The 18666-nt window shown below is 66.2% G+C and carries 16 protein-coding genes; 2 read left to right on the top strand and 14 right to left on the bottom strand.

Annotated features, from left to right (window positions below; translation table 11 throughout):
* Window positions 1-17: 17 nt before the first annotated feature.
* Window positions 18-692 carry a Rieske 2Fe-2S domain-containing protein gene (locus AC3WQM_RS20220; protein ID WP_492681148.1) on the bottom strand — a complete coding sequence of 225 codons (675 nt, stop codon included), beginning with the start codon at window positions 690-692 and terminating at the stop codon, window positions 18-20.
* A gap of 170 nt (window positions 693-862) precedes the next feature.
* Here AC3WQM_RS20220 and AC3WQM_RS20215 point away from each other — a divergent pair, with 170 nt between their 5' ends.
* Window positions 863-1858: a LysR family transcriptional regulator gene (locus AC3WQM_RS20215; RefSeq protein WP_492681146.1), complete on the top strand. Its 996-nt coding sequence runs from the start codon at window positions 863-865 to the stop codon at window positions 1856-1858.
* 46 nt (window positions 1859-1904) lie between these two features.
* On the top strand, window positions 1905-2345 hold the full coding sequence (gene aroQ / locus AC3WQM_RS20210) for a type II 3-dehydroquinate dehydratase (RefSeq protein ID WP_062470706.1): 441 nt from the start codon (window positions 1905-1907) through the stop codon (window positions 2343-2345).
* Window positions 2346-2352: 7 nt separating this feature from the next.
* Here aroQ and AC3WQM_RS20205 read toward each other — a convergent pair whose 3' ends face one another.
* The 13 genes from AC3WQM_RS20205 to garD form a co-directional block, all read right to left on the bottom strand.
* Window positions 2353-3930, bottom strand: a complete 1578-nt coding sequence (locus AC3WQM_RS20205) for a SpoVR family protein (protein WP_492681144.1) — start codon at window positions 3928-3930, stop codon at window positions 2353-2355.
* Complete coding sequence (locus tag AC3WQM_RS20200; protein WP_492681142.1) at window positions 3927-5219, bottom strand: YeaH/YhbH family protein; 1293 nt, start codon at window positions 5217-5219, stop codon at window positions 3927-3929. The genes AC3WQM_RS20205 and AC3WQM_RS20200 overlap by 4 nt, the downstream gene beginning before the upstream one ends.
* Window positions 5220-5303: 84 nt before the next feature.
* Entirely contained in the window at window positions 5304-7226 is a 1923-nt protein-coding gene (locus AC3WQM_RS20195; protein ID WP_101492107.1) for a PrkA family serine protein kinase, read from the bottom strand.
* Window positions 7227-7882: 656 nt separating this feature from the next.
* Window positions 7883-9022 carry a molecular chaperone DnaJ gene (gene dnaJ / locus AC3WQM_RS20190; protein WP_095744576.1) on the bottom strand — a complete coding sequence of 380 codons (1140 nt, stop codon included), beginning with the start codon at window positions 9020-9022 and terminating at the stop codon, window positions 7883-7885.
* Window positions 9023-9122: 100 nt separating this feature from the next.
* The gene (dnaK, locus tag AC3WQM_RS20185; protein WP_487849290.1) at window positions 9123-11063 is read right to left on the bottom strand and encodes a molecular chaperone DnaK; all 1941 of its coding nucleotides are present in this window, start codon (window positions 11061-11063) and stop codon (window positions 9123-9125) included.
* 114 nt (window positions 11064-11177) lie between these two features.
* Window positions 11178-11750 (bottom strand): nucleotide exchange factor GrpE, encoded by a 573-nt coding sequence (gene grpE / locus AC3WQM_RS20180; RefSeq protein WP_159272622.1) that lies wholly within the window; start codon window positions 11748-11750, stop codon window positions 11178-11180.
* Window positions 11751-11976: 226 nt separating this feature from the next.
* Entirely contained in the window at window positions 11977-12327 is a 351-nt protein-coding gene (locus tag AC3WQM_RS20175; protein ID WP_099796131.1) for an FKBP-type peptidyl-prolyl cis-trans isomerase, read from the bottom strand.
* Between the two features lie 78 nt (window positions 12328-12405).
* A complete protein-coding gene (locus AC3WQM_RS20170) occupies window positions 12406-12834 on the bottom strand; it encodes a winged helix-turn-helix transcriptional regulator (protein ID WP_307694265.1) in 429 nt (142 codons plus the stop codon).
* 189 nt (window positions 12835-13023) lie between these two features.
* On the bottom strand, window positions 13024-13869 hold the full coding sequence (gene asd, locus AC3WQM_RS20165; RefSeq protein WP_492681140.1) for an archaetidylserine decarboxylase: 846 nt from the start codon (window positions 13867-13869) through the stop codon (window positions 13024-13026).
* A gap of 346 nt (window positions 13870-14215) precedes the next feature.
* Window positions 14216-15211 (bottom strand): Bug family tripartite tricarboxylate transporter substrate binding protein, encoded by a 996-nt coding sequence (locus AC3WQM_RS20160; protein WP_492681138.1) that lies wholly within the window; start codon window positions 15209-15211, stop codon window positions 14216-14218.
* A 26-nt stretch (window positions 15212-15237) separates the two neighbouring features.
* Complete coding sequence (locus AC3WQM_RS20155) at window positions 15238-16218, bottom strand: tripartite tricarboxylate transporter substrate binding protein (RefSeq protein ID WP_492681136.1); 981 nt, start codon at window positions 16216-16218, stop codon at window positions 15238-15240.
* A 70-nt stretch (window positions 16219-16288) separates the two neighbouring features.
* Complete coding sequence (locus AC3WQM_RS20150) at window positions 16289-17050, bottom strand: SDR family NAD(P)-dependent oxidoreductase (protein WP_159277605.1); 762 nt, start codon at window positions 17048-17050, stop codon at window positions 16289-16291.
* Window positions 17051-17076: 26 nt separating this feature from the next.
* The gene (gene garD / locus AC3WQM_RS20145; protein ID WP_492681134.1) at window positions 17077-18648 is read right to left on the bottom strand and encodes a galactarate dehydratase; all 1572 of its coding nucleotides are present in this window, start codon (window positions 18646-18648) and stop codon (window positions 17077-17079) included.
* Window positions 18649-18666: the final 18 nt, after the last annotated feature.

Here is an 18666-nt window from a genome sequence, read left to right as displayed (position 1 = left end):
GTTGCTTCTTTCTTCTTCTAGTGCGATGCAGCGGCTTCGATGTCGCTGCGCAGCTGGCGCGCCGCGCGGTGCACCCGGGCCATCGCGTCGGAGCCGGGGGCTGCGTCGGTCCACAGGTGCAGGAAGCTCAGCTGCGGCTGGGCGTCGAGCAGCAGCGCGGCGACGGGCGATTCGCCCAGCGTGCCTTGCCATGCATCGGGCGTTCCTGTCGATGCGAAGCCATGTTGTGCCAGTGCGTCGCGGGCTTCGGATGCGGGGACGCGCAGCGTCAGCGTGCGGGCGAGGTGCCAGCCCGCGGGAACGACATCGGCCAGTTCGGTCGGTGCCGGCGGGCCGTCGGCTTCCAGGCGTACCCACAGCATGCCCGCCGCATCCGCCGTGGCGAACACCTTGGCGCAGACATTGCGCGGTGCCGGCATGGCCGGGTGCGCCGGGATGCGCACGCAGGCGCCGCTGCCGGCCTCGTACTGCCAGCCGTGGTACGCGCAGGCCAGGCGGTCGCCGCCGGTCACCTGGCCGAGCGTGAAGCGCACGCTGCGGTGCGGGCAGCGGTTCTCCCAGGCCTGCGGCGCGCCATCGGCCGCGCGCCACAGCGCGAGCTCCTGGCCTTGCGCAAAGCCGGCGACGATGTTGGCGCCGGCGCGCACCTCGGCGGAGGGCGTGACGGGATGCCAGGTGGCTGAGGGATTCATGGGTCTTGATCGTGGGGCAGCGGGGAAGGGCGCCGCGAATCGGCATAGCATCGGCCATGCCCTTGTCGGCGGTGCCGCCTACCGTAGCGTGTCCGCCGCACCGATGAAAGCCCCATGCCAAGACGCTCCTTTTCATTCCTGCAACGACGGCCCGCGCGGCGGTGGCGTCCATGACGGCCGGGCGCATCGACCTCGCGCTGGTCGAGGCCTTCGTGCTCGTGATGAAGAGCGGCAGCCTCACCAAGGCCGAGAGCCTGTCGGGCGTGTCGAAGGCGACGCTGAGCCGGCAGCTCACGCGGCTGGAGGAACTGCTGGGCGCCCAACTGCTGCTGCGCAGCTCGCGCCGCATTGCGCCCACGGAGGCCGGGCGTGCGTTCTTCGCACGCTGCGAGGGGCTGCTCGGCGAGGTGAGCGGCCGGCTGGAAACGGCGCGCACCGAGGTGCAGGAGCTCACCGGCGGGGTGTCGGGGCGGCTCACGCTGCTGTCGGACACGCAGTTCAGCACCTCCTTCGTCTGCCATGTGGTGCGGATCTTTCTGGAATCGCACCCGAACGTGCGCTGCCAGCTCGACGTGGCGAACGGCGCCCAGGCCCCGCAGATCGGCGAGGTCGACTGCTATGTAGGCTCGGCGCCGCCCGATCTGCCGGACCTGGTCGCCAAGCTGCTGGGCCGGCTGGCCTACGGCCTGTACGCCAGCCCGCAGTACCTGGCGCGGCACGGCACGCCGCAGGCGCCCGAGACGCTGGCGCAGCACCGGATGATCGCGATGCGCGAGCCCTCGGGCCCGCCGTCGCCGCTGCGGCTGGTGTCGCAGCAGGCCTCGGGGCGCCATGTGGTGCGCACGGAGCCGGCCTTCGAGACCAACGACCACTGGGTGATGAAGACTTTCTGCATCGACGGCCTGGGCATTGCGCCGCTGCCGGTGTTCTTTGCCGGCCCCGAGGTGGCGCAGGGCGTGCTGGTGCCGGTGCTGCTGCAGTGGCCGCCGGAGGCGCGGCGGCTGTACTGCGCCTACCAGCGGCAGCGCTACATGGGGCAGAAGCTGCGGGCATTCGTCGACCTGATGGCGCGCTGCGTGGCGGACATCGGGTCGTACAACCATTACGTGGGGTCGACGGCGGCGTCGTCACCTGTACGGCGGGCGCGGTCGGCGGCGCGCCCATAATCTTGGCCATCTGCCGGTATCCGGTTGCTTCCTTCACCGATTCATCATGAAGAAAATCCTCGTTCTCAACGGCCCCAACCTCAACCTGCTCGGCACGCGCGAGCCCGAACAGTACGGCCGCGACACGCTCGCCGACGTCGAACGCCTGTGCAAGGAGACGGGCGCGAAACTCGGCGTGGAGATCGAATGCCGCCAGTCGAACCACGAAGGTGTGCTGATCGACTGGGTCCAGGAGGCGGGCCGCGAAGTGGCCGCCGGCAATATGCTGGGCGTGGTGATGAACCCGGGTGCCTACACCCACACGTCGATCGCGCTGCACGACGCCATCAAGGGCGCGAGCGTGCCGCTGATCGAGCTGCACATCTCGAACGTGCATGCGCGTGAGGAGTTTCGCCACCACTCGTACATCTCGCCTGCGGCGCGCGGGATCATCGTGGGGCTCGGGGTGAAGGGCTACACGCTGGCCATCGCCGCGCTGGTGCCCTGACCCTTCTTCAGTAGTTCTGCTTCGGCGCGGCAGCCTTCCAGCTGCGGCTGACCCGGCCTGCGCTGTCGACGCTTTCCAGGTGCACGTCGAAGCCCCAGAGCCTTGCGACGTGCTTCAGCACTTCTTCGGCGTTGTCGTTCAGCGGCAGGTTGTTGCGCTGCGTGTGGCGCAGCGTGAGCGAGCGGTCGCCGCGCGTGGCCACGCTCCAGACCTGGATGTCGGGCTCGCGGTTGCCGATGTCGTACTGGCGTGACAGCGACTCGCGCAGCGCCTGGTAGCCGCTGTCGTCGTGGATCGCCGACACCTCGAGCTCCGATTCGCTCTGGAAATCGCGGATCGAGAACAGGCGGAAATCGCGCATCGTCTTCGGGCTCAGGAACTGGCCGACGAAGCTCTCGTCCTTGAAGTTGCGCATCGCGTAGTCGAGCGTCTTGACCCAGTCGGTGCCCGCGAAGTCGGGGAACCAGCGGCGGTCTTCTTCCGTCGGCTTTTCACAGACGCGGCGCAGGTCGGTGAACATCTTGAAGCCCAGCGCATACGGGTTGATGCCGCTGTAGGCGCGGTGGCCCACGGGCGGCTGGAACACCACGCTGGTGTGCGAGCTGAGCCATTCCATCATGAAGCCGTCGTCCAGCTGGCCGCGGTCGTACATGGTGTTGAGCAGCGTGTAGTGCCAGAAGGTGGCCCAGCCTTCGTTCATGACCTGGGTCTGGCGCTGCGGGTAGAAGTACTGCGCGATCTTGCGCACGATGCGCACCACCTCGCGCTGCCACGGTTCGAGCAGGGCGGCGTTCTTCTCGATGAAATAGAGCAGGTTCTCTTGCGGCTCGGGCGGAAAGCGGCGCGCGGCTTCCGACTCGGCGGCCTGTTCGCTCTTGCGCGGCAGCGTGCGCCACAGGTCGTTCACCTGCTGCTGCATGTGGCGCTCGCGGTCGGTGCGCTGTGCGCTCTCTTGCGCCAGCGAACGCTTCTGCGGACGGCGGTAGCGGTCGACGCCGTAGTTCATGAGCGCATGGCAGGAGTCGAGCAGGTCTTCCACGGCATCGAGGCCGTGGCGCTCCTCGCACTCGGCGATGTAGTGCCGCGCGTAGACGAGGTAGTCGATGATCGACGACGCATCGGTCCACATGCGGAACAGGTAGTTGCCCTTGAAGAAGCTGTTGTGCCCGTAGGCCGCGTGGGCAATCACCAGGGCCTGCATGGCCATGGTGTTTTCTTCCATGAGGTAGGCAATGCACGGATCGGAGTTGATGACGATCTCGTAGGCCAGCCCCATGTGGCCGCGCTTGTAGTTCTTCTCGGTGGAAATGAACTGCTTGCCGTACGACCAGTGCCTGTAGATCATGGGCATGCCCACGCTGGCGTAGGCGTCCATCATCTGCTCGGCCGTGATCACCTCGAGCTGGTTCGGGTAGGTGTCCAGGCCGAAGCTTCTCGCGGTCTTGGCGATCTCGGTGTGGTACGTCTCGATGAGCTCGAAGGTCCAGTCGGACGGGCTGGGCAGGCGTTCGAGGCGGGAGGTGGGGAGGTCGGTGCTGCGCGGCAGGACAGGCGCCCCGGGCGCGCGTTCGGTGGTGGTGATCATGCGGGCACCCCTTCCTTCTTGAACAGGTCGCGGAACACCGGGTAGATGTCCTGCGCGTCCGATACCTTGCGCATCGCAAAGTTGGGCGCCACGCCTTCGAGCTGCTGGTACTCCTGCCACAGGTTCTGCTCGGTCTCGGCCACCTGCACGTAGGCGTAGTAGCGCACCACGGGCAGGATGTTGTCGACCAGCAGTTCGCGGCAGCGACCGCTGTCCTGGTGCCAGTTGTCGCCGTCGCTGGCCTGGGCGCCGTACACGTTCCATTCGCCGCTGGCGTAGCGGGCCTTGACGATCTCGTCCATGAGCACCAGCGCGCTCGACACCACGGTGCCGCCGGTTTCGGTGGCGTGGAAGAACTCTTCCTCGGTCACTTCCTGCGCCTGCGTGTGGTGGCGCAGGAATACGAGGTCGATGCGCTCGTAGTGCCGCGTGAGAAACAGGTACAGCAGCATGAAGAAGCGCTTGGCCATGTCCTTGCGCGCCTCGTCCATCGAGCCCGACACGTCCATGAGGCAGAACATCACGGCCTTGGCGCTGGGCACGGGCGTCTTCACGCGGTTGCGGTAGCGCAGGTCGATCGGGTCGATGTAGGGCACGTGCCGCATGGTGCGGCGCAGCTCGGCGATGAGGTCCTCGGTCTCGCGGATTTCCTTCTGGATCAGCGCGGTCTCGACCTGCGGATGCGCTTTCAGGACCAGGAGGTGCGCCTCCAGGCGCTTGAGTTCCTTGCGTGGTTCGCCGCCCAGCGCAATGCGCCGCGCGAGCGCGCCGCGCATGGAGCGCACCACGTGCAGGTTGTTGGGCGAGCCGTCGCTGGTGAAGCCGGCGCGGTGGCTCTTCCACTCGGGCACTTCGGCGATCTGGGTGCGGATGAGGTGCGGCAGCGCGAGGTCGTCGAAGAAGACGCGCATGAACTCCTCGCGCGTGAGGCGGAAGACGAAGTCGTCTTCGCCTTCACCGCTGTCACTGGCCTCGCCGCTGCCCGAGCCGCCGCCGCCCTGGCCCTCGGGGCGCGCGATGCGGTCGCCCTTGAGGTACTCCTGGTTGCCCGGGTGCACGTACTCGCGGTCGCCGCCGCGCGCATGGCCGAACACCGGCTCGGAGACATCGTGGCGCGGCAAGGTCACGTCTTCGCCTTGCTCCAGTTCGCGGATGTTGCGCCCGCTGACCGCGCGCCGCACCGCCTCCTGGATCTGGCCCTTGTAGCGCCGAAGGAAGCGCTCGCGGTTGCCGATGGACTTGTTCTTGCCCGAGAGCCGGCGATCGATGATCTGCTGCAGGATGGCCACGATGTTTTCAAAGCTCCTTGCAAAACGGTGGGCGGTGCGTTGGTTGTTAGGTTCTTCGCACGCGCCCGTTGTTCCCGCTGTCCGCTATGAACTCTTGCGCACGCGCAGGTACCACTCGCAGAGCAGGCGCACCTGCTTGGCCGTGTAGCCCTTCTCGACCATGCGGGTCACGAAGTCTTCGTGCTTCTTCTGCTCGTCGGCACTGCTCTTGGTGTTGAAGCTGATCACCGGCAGCAGTTCTTCGGTGTTGGAGAACATCTTCTTCTCGATGACCGCGCGCAGCTTCTCGTAGCTGGTCCACGCCGGGTTGCGCCCCGCGTTGCCGGCCCGTGCGCGCAGCACGAAGTTGACGATCTCGTTGCGGAAGTCCTTCGGGTTGCCGATGCCGGCGGGCCGCTCGATTTTCTCGAGTTCGCCGTTGAGCGAGGCGCGGTCGAACACTTCGCCGGTGTCCACGTCGCGGAACTCCTGGTCCTGGATCCAGTAGTCGGCGTAGGTCACGTAGCGGTCGAAGATGTTCTGGCCGTACTCGCTGTAGCTTTCCAGGTAGGCGGTCTGGATTTCCTTGCCGATGAACTCGGCATAGCGCGGTGCCAGCAGCTCCTTGATGTAGCTGATGTACTTCTGCTCGGTTTCCGGCGGAAACTGCTCGCGCTCGATCTGCTGTTCGAGCACGTACATCAGGTGCACCGGGTTGGCGGCCACCTCGGTGCTGTCGAAGTTGAAGACCTTGGAGATGATCTTGAAGGCGAAGCGCGTGGAGACGCCGCTCATGCCCTCGTCGACACCTGCGTAGTCGCGGTACTCCTGGATCGACTTGGCCTTGGGGTCGGTGTCCTTCAGGTTCTCGCCGTCGTACACCTGCATCTTGCTGAAGGTGCTGGAGTTCTCGGGCTCCTTCAGGCGCGTGAGCACCGACAGCTGCGCCATCATGCGCAAGGTGCCGGGCGCGCACGGGGCCTTGGCCAGCGAGGAGTTGCGCACCAGCTTCTCGTAGATCTTGATCTCTTCGGAGGCGCGCAGGCAGTACGGCACCTTCACGATGTAGATCCGGTCGAGGAAAGCCTCGTTGTTCTTGTTGTTGCGGAACGCCTTCCATTCGCTCTCGTTGCTGTGGGCCAGCACGATGCCGTCGAAGGGAATGGCGCCGAAGCCTTCGGTGCCCTTGAAGTTGCTTTCCTGCGTGGCCGTGAGCAGCGGATGCAGCACCTTGATGGGCGCCTTGAACATTTCCACGAACTCGAGCAGGCCCTGGTTCGCGAGGCACAGGCCGCCGGAGTAGGCGTAGGCGTCCGGGTCGTCCTGGGCGTAGGTTTCGAGCTTGCGGATGTCGACCTTGCCGACCAGTGAAGAGATGTCCTGGTTGTTCTCGTCGCCCGGCTCGGTCTTGGCGACCGCGATCTGGCGCAGCACCGAGGGGTAGCGCTTGACCACCTTGAACTGGCGGATGTCGCCGCCGTACTCCTCGAGCCGCTTCACGGCCCAGGGCGACAGGATGCGGTTCAGGTAGCGCACGGGGATGCCGAACTCTTTCTCGAGGATCTCGCCGTCCTCGAGGGTGTCGAACAGCCCGAGAGGCGACTCGTTCACCGGGGAGCCGTGGATCGCATAGAAGGGCACGTGCTCCATGAGCTGCTTCAGGCGCTCGGCGATCGAGCTCTTGCCGCCGCCGACGGGGCCCAGCAGGTAAAGGATTTGCTTCTTTTCTTCCAGGCCCTGTGCGGCGTGGCGGAAATAGGACACCACCTGCTCGATGGCATCTTCCATGCCATAGAACTCCTTGAACGCCGGATAGATCTTGATGACCTTGTTCGCGAAGATCCGCGAAAGCCGGGGGTCATTGCGGGTATCTACCAGTTCCGGCTCGCCAATGGCCTGAAGCATTCGTTCGGAGGCCGTTGCATATGCCGTCGGATCGCGTTTGCAGATATCCAGATATTCCTGCAGCGAGAGAACTTCCTCGCGGGTGCGTTCGTAGCGGGCTGCAAAGTTGCTGATCACGTCCATGGTCGCGCCTCCTTCAGGTCGGCGGGGCTTTTGACCCCGATGCCTACAGCCAGAGACTGCGTCGCTCCTCTTGGAAGAGGGGCCCCGCCCATGGCCGTATGCCGTGGAAAACTCCCTTACACACTGTCTACACAATCGGTTCAATCAGCATAAAGCAAAGAATGAACCGGGCAAATGTTTTATTTATTCTGAACCCCTCTGCCGAGTAAAGTTCCTCGGAAAACAAGGAACTTCTATTCGCGTTTCTGTTAAATTGAAAAGCTCGCGCTCGCGTAATTGTCCCCGGATGAAATGACTATGCCGAATGGCTATCGTCCTCATTGAAATTCTGTGGCGAACACCTTTCCTAATTGAACCCGGGTTCAATAAAGCCGATGCCTTTCAGCAATAACGCGCGACCTGTCGTTTGGTTTATTGCATATCCAAAAAAACATTAAAGCAATCCCCGCGCCACTCCTGTGGCGGGTGGCGGGCGCATGGCAACGTGGGAAGGCAACGCGGGCGCCGGTCGGCGGCGTTCCGCAACGGTGCGGGGAGCACCGTTCGCGTGCCTGGCGCGCCGCCGGAGGGCGGAGGCGGCCGAAAGAGGGCACGCAGCGGGCCGACAGGGCGTCGGCCCGTCGCTGACGAGCGTCGTCAGCGCGTCGGCAGCAATATCAGCTGAAGAATTCCTTGGCCTTGTCGAACCAGCCCTTGTCGGTCGGGCTGTGCTTCTCGCCACCCTTCTTGAGCGATTCGTCGAGTTCCTTGAGCAGCTTGCGCTGGTGCTCGGTGAGCTTCACCGGCGTTTCCACGCGCACGTGGCAGTACAGGTCGCCCGGGTAGCTCGAACGCACGCCCTTGATGCCCTTGCCGCGCAGGCGGAACTGTTTGCCGCTCTGGGTGCCGTCGGGAATGTCGATGGCGGCTGCGCCCTTGAGCGTCGGCACGTTGATCTCGCCGCCGAGCGCCGCGGTGGTGACGCTCACGGGCACCACGCAGTGCAGGTCGTCGCCGTCGCGCTCGAACAGGTCGTGCTTCTTGAGGCGGATCTCGATGTACAGGTCGCCGGGCGGCCCGCCGTTGGTGCCGGGCTCGCCATTGCCGGTGCTGCGGATGCGCATGCCGTCGTCGATGCCGGCCGGGATCTTCACTTCGAGCGTCTTGTTGTTCTTGATCTTGCCCTGGCCGTGGCACACGGTGCACGGGTCGGGAACGATCTTGCCGCTGCCGTGGCAGGTCGGGCAGGTCTGCTGCACGCTGAAGAAGCCCTGGCGCATCTGCACGGCGCCCGCGCCGTGGCAGGTGGTGCAGGTGATGGGCTTGGTGCCGGGCTTGGCGCCGGAGCCGTGGCAGGTGCCGCAGTCGTCCCAGCTCGGGATGCGGATCTGGGCGTCCTTGCCTTCCGCGGCTTCCTCGAGCGTGACTTCCATCGCGTAGCTCAGGTCGCTGCCGCGGAACACCTGGCGTCCACTGCTGGTGCGGCCACGGCCGCCACCGCCGAACACGTCGCCGAAGATGTCGCCGAAGGCTTCCGCGAAGCCGCCGAAGCCTTCCGCGCCGGGGCCGCCGCGCATGTTGGGGTCGACGCCGGCATGGCCGTACTGGTCGTAGGCGGCGCGCTTCTGGCCGTCCGACAGCATCTCGTAGGCTTCCTTCACCTCCTTGAACTTGGCCTCGGCGTCCTTGCTGGTGTCGCCGTGGTTGCGGTCGGGGTGGTGCTTCATCGCAAGCTTGCGATAAGCCTTCTTGATTTCGTCCTCGTTCGCGTTCTTGGGAACGCCGAGGGTTTCGTAGTAGTCGCGTTTGGTGGCCATGGCAGCAGATTCGGTCGGGCGGCGGGAACTCGGGGAACTGGAAGCGAGAAAGGCTGGAGCACCTGTTCAGGTGTTCCAGCCTTGCATGAAGGGCAGGGGATCAGCCCTTCTTCACTTCCTTGACTTCGGCGTCGACCACGTTGTCGTCAGCCTGGGCATGGGCCGCAGCTTCCGCGCCTGCCGGGCCGGTGGCTGCCGAGGCGCTGGCCGCGGCGGCCTGCGATTCGGCATACATCTTCTCGCCGAGCTTCTGGCTCGCGGTCATCAGCGTGTTGGTCTTTTCCTCGATCGCGGTCTTGTCTTCACCCTTGAGGGCTTCCTCGACGTCCTTGATCGCGGCTTCGATCGCGTCCTTCTCGGCGGCTTCGAGGCTGGCCCCGTGCTCGCCGAGCGACTTCTTCACGCTGTGCACCATGGCTTCGCCCTGGTTGCGCGCCTGCACGAGTTCGAGCTTCTTCTTGTCGTCTTCGGCGTTCAGCTCGGCGTCCTTCACCATCTTCTGGATCTCGTCTTCGCTCAAGCCCGAGTTCGCCTTGATGGTGATCTTGTTTTCCTTGCCAGTGCCCTTGTCCTTGGCGCCGACGTGCAGGATGCCGTTGGCGTCGATGTCGAAGCTCACCTCGATCTGCGGCGTGCCGCGCGATGCCGGCGGAATGCCCTCGAGGTTGAACTCGCCCAGGGCCTTGTTGCCCGAAGCGATTTCACGCTCGCCCTGGAACACCTTGATCGTCACGGCCGGCTGGTTGTCTTCGGCGGTCGAGAAGGTCTGCGCGAACTTGGTCGGGATCGTGGTGTTCTTCGTGATCATCTTGGTCATCACGCCGCCCATGGTCTCGATGCCGAGCGACAGCGGGGTCACGTCGAGCAGCAGCACGTCCTTGCGGTCGCCCGAGAGCACCTGGCCCTGGATGGCGGCGCCGACAGCCACGGCTTCGTCGGGGTTCACGTCCTTGCGCGGCTCCTTGCCGAAGAAGGCCTTCACCTTTTCCTGCACCTTGGGCATGCGGGTCATGCCGCCGACCAGGATCACGTCGTTGATGTCGTTCACGCTGATGCCGGCGTCCTTGATGGCCAGGCGGCAAGGCGCGATGGTGCGCTCGACCAGCTCGTCGACCAGGCTTTCCAGCTTGGCGCGGGTGAGCTTGATGTTCAGGTGCTTCGGACCCGAGGCATCGGCCGTGATGTACGGCAGGTTGATGTCGGTCTGCGCGCTGTTCGACAGCTCGATCTTGGCCTTTTCAGCGGCTTCCTTCAGGCGCTGCAGGGCCAGCACGTCCTTGCCCAGGTCGACGCCTTGTTCCTTTTTGAACTCGCCGATGATGTAGTCGATGATGCGCTGGTCGAAGTCTTCGCCGCCCAGGAAGGTGTCGCCGTTGGTCGACAGCACTTCGAACTGCTTCTCGCCGTCGACGTCCGCGATCTCGATGATCGACACGTCGAAGGTACCGCCGCCCAGGTCATACACGGCGATCTTGCGGTCGGCCTTGTCCTGCTTGTCCAGGCCGAAGGCCAGGGCAGCAGCGGTGGGTTCGTTGATGATGCGCTTGACGTCCAGGCCCGCGATGCGGCCGGCGTCTTTCGTGGCCTGGCGCTGTGCGTCGTTGAAGTACGCCGGCACCGTGATCACGGCTTCGGTGATGGTTTCGCCGAGGTAGTCTTCGGCGGTCTTCTTCATCTTGCGCAGGATGTCGGCGCTGACCTGTTGCGGGGCCATCTTCTTGCCGCGCACTTCCACCCATGCGTCGCCGTTGTCGGCCTTGGCGATGGTGTAGGGCATCAGGTCGATGTCCTTCTGGACTTCCTTCTCCTCGAACTTGCGGCCGATCAGGCGCTTGATCGCGTACAGCGTGTTCTTGGGGTTGGTGACGGCCTGGCGCTTGGCCGAGGCACCGACCAAGACTTCACCGTCTTCCTGGTACGCGACGATCGACGGCGTGGTGCGCGCACCTTCCGAGTTCTCGATCACACGCGTGGTGTTGCCTTCCATGATCGACACGCACGAGTTGGTGGTGCCGAGGTCGATGCCGATGATCTTTGCCATGTTCTTACTCCTGAAATTCGGAAAAATATGTTGTTATGAACTTGTGGATAACCCGGCGTGATTCAAGGGATGACGCGGGGATTTCCTGTGGGAATCTTGTGGGGCTGTGCCGATTTACTTCGGGGCGGCCACGGTGACCAGCGCCGGGCGCAGCACGCGCTCGTTGATGGTGTAGCCCTTTTGCAGGAGGCCCACCACGGTGTTGGCGTCCTGGTCGGCGGGCACCATCGAGATGGCCTGGTGCAGGTGCGGGTCGAACTTGTCGCCGGCGGCGGGGGCCACTTCGATCACCTTGTTGCGTTCGAGCGCGCTCTTGAGCTGGCGCAGCGTGGCCTCGGCGCCTTCGCGGATCTGCTCGGGCGTGGCGTCCTTGATGGCCAGGCCGGCTTCGAGGCTGTCGGTCACCGGCAGCAGGCTCTCGGCAAAGGCTTCGACCGCGAACTTGCGGGCCTTGGTGATCTCGTCGTCGGCGCGGCGGCGGGCGTTCTGCACGTCGGCCTGGGCGCGCAGGTACTGGTCGGCCAGTTCGGCATTCTTGGTCTGCAGGGCAGCCAGCTCGCCTTGTGCCACGGCCAGCGCGTCGAGCGCCTCGGCTTCGTTGGCGGCTTGCGCGGCCTCCAGTTCTTCGGGACTGGGCTCGCCTTGCAGCATTTGAGAATTCTGTGCGGATTGTTGCGGGTCAGACATTTTTCAAAGAACCGGCGTGCGCCGGAAAACAAACACAGCCAGCCACTTGGGGCTGGCCTAGGGCTTTTCAAGCGCAAAAATGCGGCCAAAAGGGCCGCAAGAGTGGGCGCGAAGCGATTTTCACGTGGGACACCACGGAACCGGCTTCGCCGGGCCGCAGGTGTCGCCCCCGGTAGGGGGTTGGCGAAGCGACACGAAGTGCGCGTAGCCTGGGGGCGAGCCTAGTTCAGTGTGCGTCGAGGAGCTCGACGTCGAACTTCAGGGTGGCGTTCGGGGGGATCACGCCGCCAGCGCCGCGGGCGCCATAGCCCAGTGCAGCGGGGATGACCAGCGTGCGCTTGCCGCCGATCTTCATGCCGGCGACGCCTTCGTCCCAGCCCTTGATGACCTGGCCAGCGCCCAGCGAGAACGCGAAGGGGTCGTTGCGGTCGCGGCTGGAGTCGAACTTGGCGCCTTGCACGCCGTCGTTGAAGAGCCAGCCGGTGTAGTGCACGTGCACGTGGTGGCCGGCCTTGGCTTCAGCGCCGGTGCCGACTTCGGTGTCTTCGTATTGCAGGCCGGAGGGGGTGGTGGGCATGGGAAACGCTCCTTGCGTCGATGAAATGGGAGAGGAATCGGAGGCGCGGAGTTTACCGAGGCTCGGAGGACCCCCGCTTCAGCCCTGGTTGTCGGAGCCGGACGGCGTCGTGGCAGGAGGTGTTGCTTCAGGCTCGGAAGGCGCCGGGGCCGCAGGCGAAGCTGCCTCGGCAGCGGCCGGCTGGGCGGCGGCCGGCCCCGCGGCCTTCTTGCTCTGCCCGAGCTGCCACTTGGCCGCGAAGGCCTGCAGGTCGGACAGGCGCTTGAGCAGGTCCTGCCCGCTCAGCGTGAGGCAGTAGCCGTCGCTGCCGTGGCTCACGACGCCGGCTTCGCGCAATTCCTTGATGCGGGTGTTGAGGGTGTTGGGAGTGATGCCGCCGACGCTGTCCTGCAGCAGCCGGAAGGTCTGGGCGTGGCCGTCGCGCAGGGCCCACAGCACACGCAGCGCATAGCGGGCTTCGAGCAGGGCGAGCAACTGGCTGATGGCTGCGTTTTCCTTGGTACTCATCGACATCATCTCCTCGAAGCTGGGCGGACCGTCGGCCGGGGGCAGGCCGGGGCGGCGCACTCTTGTTTGTGATTGGTCGTCATGGACCGTCTGGCTGGCCGACGACTATAGCGCGAAGGATCAGGATGCTACTGGTTTTATAGCTGTGCAGGCATGCAGCATGCGGGTTTCGAGACAAAGCTTCACAAATCAGGCGTAGTTGGCCATGGCTTCGCCCAGGCGGATCGCGCGGGTGGGCGACCAGTCCGGGTTGAAGGCCAGCGCAGGCGCCGGGAACAGCATGACGACAGTGGAGCCGAGCAAGAACCGGCCCATCTCGTCGCCTTTCTTGATGTCGATCTGCTGGTCGTTGTAGTGCCACTCGCGCAGCTCGCCCACGCGCGGCGGGTTGACCACGCCGTGCCACACGGTGGCCATGCTGCCCACGATGGTGGCGCCCACGAGCACGAGCACGAAGGGGCCGTGGGCCGATTCGAAGACGCACACCACGCGCTCGTTGCGCGCGAACAGGCCGGGCACGCCGCGCGCGGTGGTCGGGTTGACCGAGAACAGGTCGCCGGGCACGTGGATCATGCGCACCAGCCGCCCGTCGCAGGGCATGTGGATGCGGTGGTAGTCCTTGGGGCTCAGGTACAGCGTGGCGAAGCTGCCGTGCGCGAACTTGGCGGCCAGCGCGGCATCGCCACCGACCAGCGCGGTGGTCGTGTAGTTGTGGCCCTTGGCCTGGAAGATCTGGTCGCCCTCGATGGCGCCGAACTGGCTGATGGCGCCGTCCACGGGGCAGACGAGGTCGGCCTGCGCGAGCGGGCGCATGCCGGGCTTGAGGGCGCGCGTGAAGAACTGGTTGAAGCTCTTGTAGTGATGGATGTCGGACTCGAGCGCCTCGCCCATGTCGACGCCGTACTTGGCAACGAAGCGGCGAATGATCCAGGTGGTGACCGCGCCTCGTTCCTTGCCTGCGACCCAGCCGGCGAAATTGGTCAGGGCCTGCTTGGGGAACAGGTATTGGGGCAGAACTGCGGAGCGATCGGACACGTTGTGAAAGGCCTGGAATGCGGAATCGGACGGGCATTCTATAAAGCGCTTCTCCTCGGGGGCGTAGGAAGCTTCCCTTGGTTCGCGGGGACTGGCGCTCCTGGCGGGTGCGCGCCCGGCGGGCGGCGCGGCGCGGGCGGCCCCACTGTGCCGGCCGCTTCGCGGCTGCCCTGCGGTGCTCGCGTTTCGCGGGGTCTCGCAGAACTCGCCTTCGGCTCAAACAGCTGCGAGCCCTGATCCGCGAAACGCTGCGCTCCTCGGCGGCACAGAGGGGCCGCCCGCACCACACCGCCCACCGGGCGCTTGTGGGGGTGTGGAGGCGGTCGGATTCGGATTCGGGGGCAGGTCAGTCGGCCTTGATGCCTGCTGCCTTGATCACCTGCGCCCACTTCTCCACTTCCGTTTTCTGGAAGGCGGCGATCTGCGCGGTCGTGAGGTCGGCGGGCTCCATGCCGAAGCCCTTGAGCTTGTCCTGCATCTCGGGCGTCGCCAGGATCTTGCGGATCTCGGTGTGCAGGCGCTCGACCACGGGAGCGGGCACACCGGCGGGCACGAAGATCGCCTGCCACGACACCACCTCGAAGTCCTGCAGGCCGGGCACGCCCGACTCGGCCACCGTGGGCACGTCGGGCATCGAGGCCAGGCGCTTGGCCGAGGTGACGGCAATGGCGCGCAGCTTGCCGCTCTGGATGTGCGGGCCGGCCACCACGGTGGTGTCGAACATCATGTCGACCTGGCCGCCGATCACGTCCTGGATCGCCGGGCCGCTGCCCTTGTACGGGATGTGCGTGAATTTCACGCCCGACTTGTAGCCCAGCAGCTCCAGCGCCAGGTGCTGTGAGGTGCCGGTGCCCGCCGAGGCCGACGAGAGGCCGCCGGCCTTGGCCTTGCTCGCGGCGATCACGTCCTTCAGCGTCTTGTAGGGGCTGGCCTGGTTCACCACCAGCACCACGGGGTTGGTGCCGATCAGCGTCACGGGCGCGAACGACTTCTGCGGGTCGTAGGCGAGCTTGGGGTACAGGCTGACGTTGATCGCGTGCGAGCTGATCGTGCCGCCCACCAGCGTGAAGCCGTCGGGCGCGGCGCGCGCGCCGATCTCGGAGCCCACGCTGCCGCCGGCACCGCCCTTGTTGTCGATGATCACGCTCGTGCCCAGCACGGTGCCGAGCTTCTGCCCGATGAGCCGGCCCAGCACGTCGGTGGTGCCGCCCGCAGGGAAGGGCACGAGGTAGGTGATGGCCTTGCCGGTGGGCCAGGTGCTGCCGCCCTGCGCGAAGGCGGCAGGCAGGGCCGCCGCCAGCGAGGCGGCGAGGGCGGACTGGATGAGTGCGCGACGTTGCATGGCCGTGTGTCCTTGCTGTGCCGCGTTCACGGCTTGATGTTGAGCTTGGTGATCAGCGCCTTGAAGTAGGCGTTGTCCTTGGCCAGCGTTTCCTTGAACACCGCGCCGTCGGTGTAGACGTAGCCCAGGTTCTGCTTGTCCATCACCTCGTGCATGAGCGGCTCGGCGGCGGTCTTGGCGGTGATCTCGCGCAGCTTGGCCATCACTTCGGGTGGCGTGTTCTTCGGCGCGCCCAGGCCGCGCCACGTGCCGATCGACAGGTCGATGCCGCGCTCCTTGGCGGTCGGGATTTTCTCGAAGCCCTTCACGCGCTTGTCGGCCATCACCATCAGCACCTTGAGCTTGCCGCCTTGCACGTGCGTCGTGACTTCGGCGGGGCTCACGGCCACGGCTTCGATATGACCGCCCAGCAGCGCCAGCACGGCGGGCGCGGCGCCCTGGAACGGGATGTGGCCGAACTTGGTGCCGGTCTTGTCTTCGAGCGCGGCGGCGGCCAGGTGCCAGATCGAGCCGTTGCCCGAGTTGCCCACGCGGATGCCCTCGGGCGACTTCTTTGCGGCGGCGAGGAATTCTTCGATGGTGTTCCACGGCGCATCGGCCTTCACGGTGATCGCGGCCGGGTCGGCGTTGAGCTGCGCAATCGGCTGGAAGTCGTCGTAGTTGAACTTGGCCAGGCCCAGGTGCGGCAGCGTGAGCAGCTCCACCGTGAGCACGGCGAGCTTGTAGCCGTCGGGCTTGGCGTTGATCACCTCGGTCCAGCCGATGGCGCCACCCGCGCCGGGGCGGTTGACGATCACGATGCTCTGCGAGATGTGCTTGCGGCTCGCTTCCGAGAACGCGCGCGCCAGGCCGTCGGTGCCGCCGCCGGGCTGGTAGGGCACGAGCAGCTCGATGGTGCGGTTCGGGAAGTCGTTGGCTTGCGCCGCGGCCGGCGCGGCCCCGCCGAGCGAGAGGGCGGCGGTGGCCGAAAGGGCGGCAAGGCCGCGGATGAACTGGCTTCTTTGCATGGTGTCTCTGTCTCCGTTGTTGATCTGTTCTGTCTGTGGTGTGGCGCCGGCGAGGGCGAGGGCGAGGGCGTCAGGGCATGTACTGCCCGCCGTTCACTTCGAGCACCTGTCCGGTCACGTAGCCCGAGAGCTGCTCGGAGGCCAGGTACAGGAAGGCGCCCACGCATTCGTCGGCCGTGCCCAGGCGCCCCATCGGGATGCCGGTCCTGAAGGTCTCGAGCATCGCGGGCGTCGAGAAGCGGTCCTGGAACGGCGTCTGGATCACGCCCGGCGCCACCGCGTTCACGCGGATGCGGTCGCCCACGAGTTCCCGCGCCAGACCGTGTGTCGCGGTGCTCACGAAGCCCTTGGCGCCCGCGTACAGGTAGGCGCCCGGCCCGCCGCCGGTGCGCGCGGCCACCGAGGTCACGTTGATGATGGCGCCGCCGCCTTGCTTGCGCATCTGCGGCACGGCCTCGCGGCAGAAGGCCAGCACCGAGCGCGCGTTGATGTGCATCACCTCGTCGAACAGCGCATCGTCGAACTCGGCGATGGGCATGCGCTTGACCAGGCTGCCGGCGTTGTTCACCAGCACGTCGATGCGGCCGAACTGCGCCGTCGTTTCCTGCACGCAGGCGCGGATCGCGGCGGTGTCGCGCACGTCGGCCTGCAGCGCGAAGGCCGTGCCGCCGGCGGCGCGGATGGTGTCGACCACGCGGGTCGCCGCATCGGCCGAGCTGTTGTAGTGCACGGCCACGCGCATGCCGCGCGCGGCGAACGCGATGGCCACCGCGGCGCCGATGCCGGTGCTGGCGCCGGTGACGAGGGCGGTCTTGTCCTTGAGGTCTTCCATGGCTGTGCTCCGTGAGGGTGAGTCGATCAGGTGACCGGTGCCGGGTTGAACAGCACCAGCGCGTTGTGCAGCTTCCAGTGCTCGGCCCAGGTCTTCTTGCGGCCGCTGGCCACCTCGAGCATCAGGCGGAACATCTCCCAGCCGATGTCCTCGATGCTGGCCTCGCCGTCGGCGATGCGGCCGGCGTTCACGTCCATCAGGTCGTGCCAGCGGCGTGCGAGGTCGCTGCGCGTGGCGACCTTGATCACCGGCACCTCGGCCAGCCCGTAGGGCGTGCCGCGGCCGGTGGTGAACACGTGCAGGTTCATGCCGGCCGCCAGCTGCAGCGTGCCGCAGATGAAATCGCTGGCTGGTGTGGCGGCGTAGATCAGGCCCTTCTGCTTCGCCTTCTCGCCGGGCGCGAGCACGCCGGTGATCGGCGCCGAGCCCGACTTGACGATCGAGCCCATCGCCTTCTCGACGATGTTCGACAGCCCGCCTTTCTTGTTGCCCGGCGTGGTGTTGGCGCTGCGGTCGACGCGGCCCTTGTCGAGGTAGGCGTCGTACCAGGCCATCTCGCGGATCATGGCGTCGGCCACTTCGGGCGTGGCCGCGCGCGAGGTGAGCTGGTCGATGCCGTCGCGCACCTCGGTGACTTCCGAGAACATCACGGTGGCGCCCGCGCGCACCAGCAGGTCGGTGCAAAAACCCACGGCCGGGTTGGCGGTGACGCCCGAGAAGGCGTCGCTGCCGCCGCACTGCACGCCCACGACGAGTTCGCTCGCGGGCACGGTCTCGCGCCGGCGTTTGTTGAGGCGTGTGAGGTGCGCGTCGGCCTGGCGCATCACCGAATCGATCATCGACATGAAGCCGACGTGCGCGTCGTCCTGCAGGCAGACCACGTCGAGGTCGTCGGCGGGCGCGCCGCGCTGGTCGGCGATGGGGATGGTGCCGGGCGGCAGCAGCCGCTCGGGCTGCAGCTTCTCGCAGCCCAGGCTCACGACCATCACCTCGCCGCCGAAGTTGGGGTTGAGGCTGATGTTGCGCAGGGTGCGGATCGGCACGATGGCGTCGGGCGCGTCGATGGCCACGCCGCAGCCGTAGCTGTGTTCGAGCCCCACCACGTCGTCCACATGCGGGTACTTCGGCAGCAGCTCGGCCTTGATGCGCTGCACGGCGAACTCGGTCACGCCGGCCACGCACTGCACGGTCTGCGTGATCGCGAGGATGTTGCGCGTGCCCACCGAGCCGTCGGCGTTGCGGTAGCCCTCGAAGGTGTAGCCCTCGAGCGGCGGCAGGGCAGGGGGCTTGACCGTGGCGATGGGCAGGCCGTCGAGCTCGGGCGCGACCGGCATGCGCATCACGCGCTCATGCACCCAACTGCCGCGCGGCAGCGCCTTGAGCGCGTAGCCGATCACCACGTTGTAGCGGCGGATGGCGTCGCCTTCGGCCAGGTCGACGAGCGCCACCTTGTGGCCCTGGGGCACGGTGTCTACCAGCACCAGGCCGTCGTCGAAGGCCGTGCCGGCCTTCAGGCCGCCGTCGTTCGCGACGATGGCCACGTTGTCGGCCGCGTGGATGCGGATGTACAGCGGCGGTCGGGTGTTCGCATCGGCCATCGGGAGGCCCTTTCTTCT

It is taken from the genome of Variovorax sp. FW301-JW7, from assembly GCF_058788795.1.
This window is presented reverse-complemented; position numbering and strand designations above follow the sequence as displayed.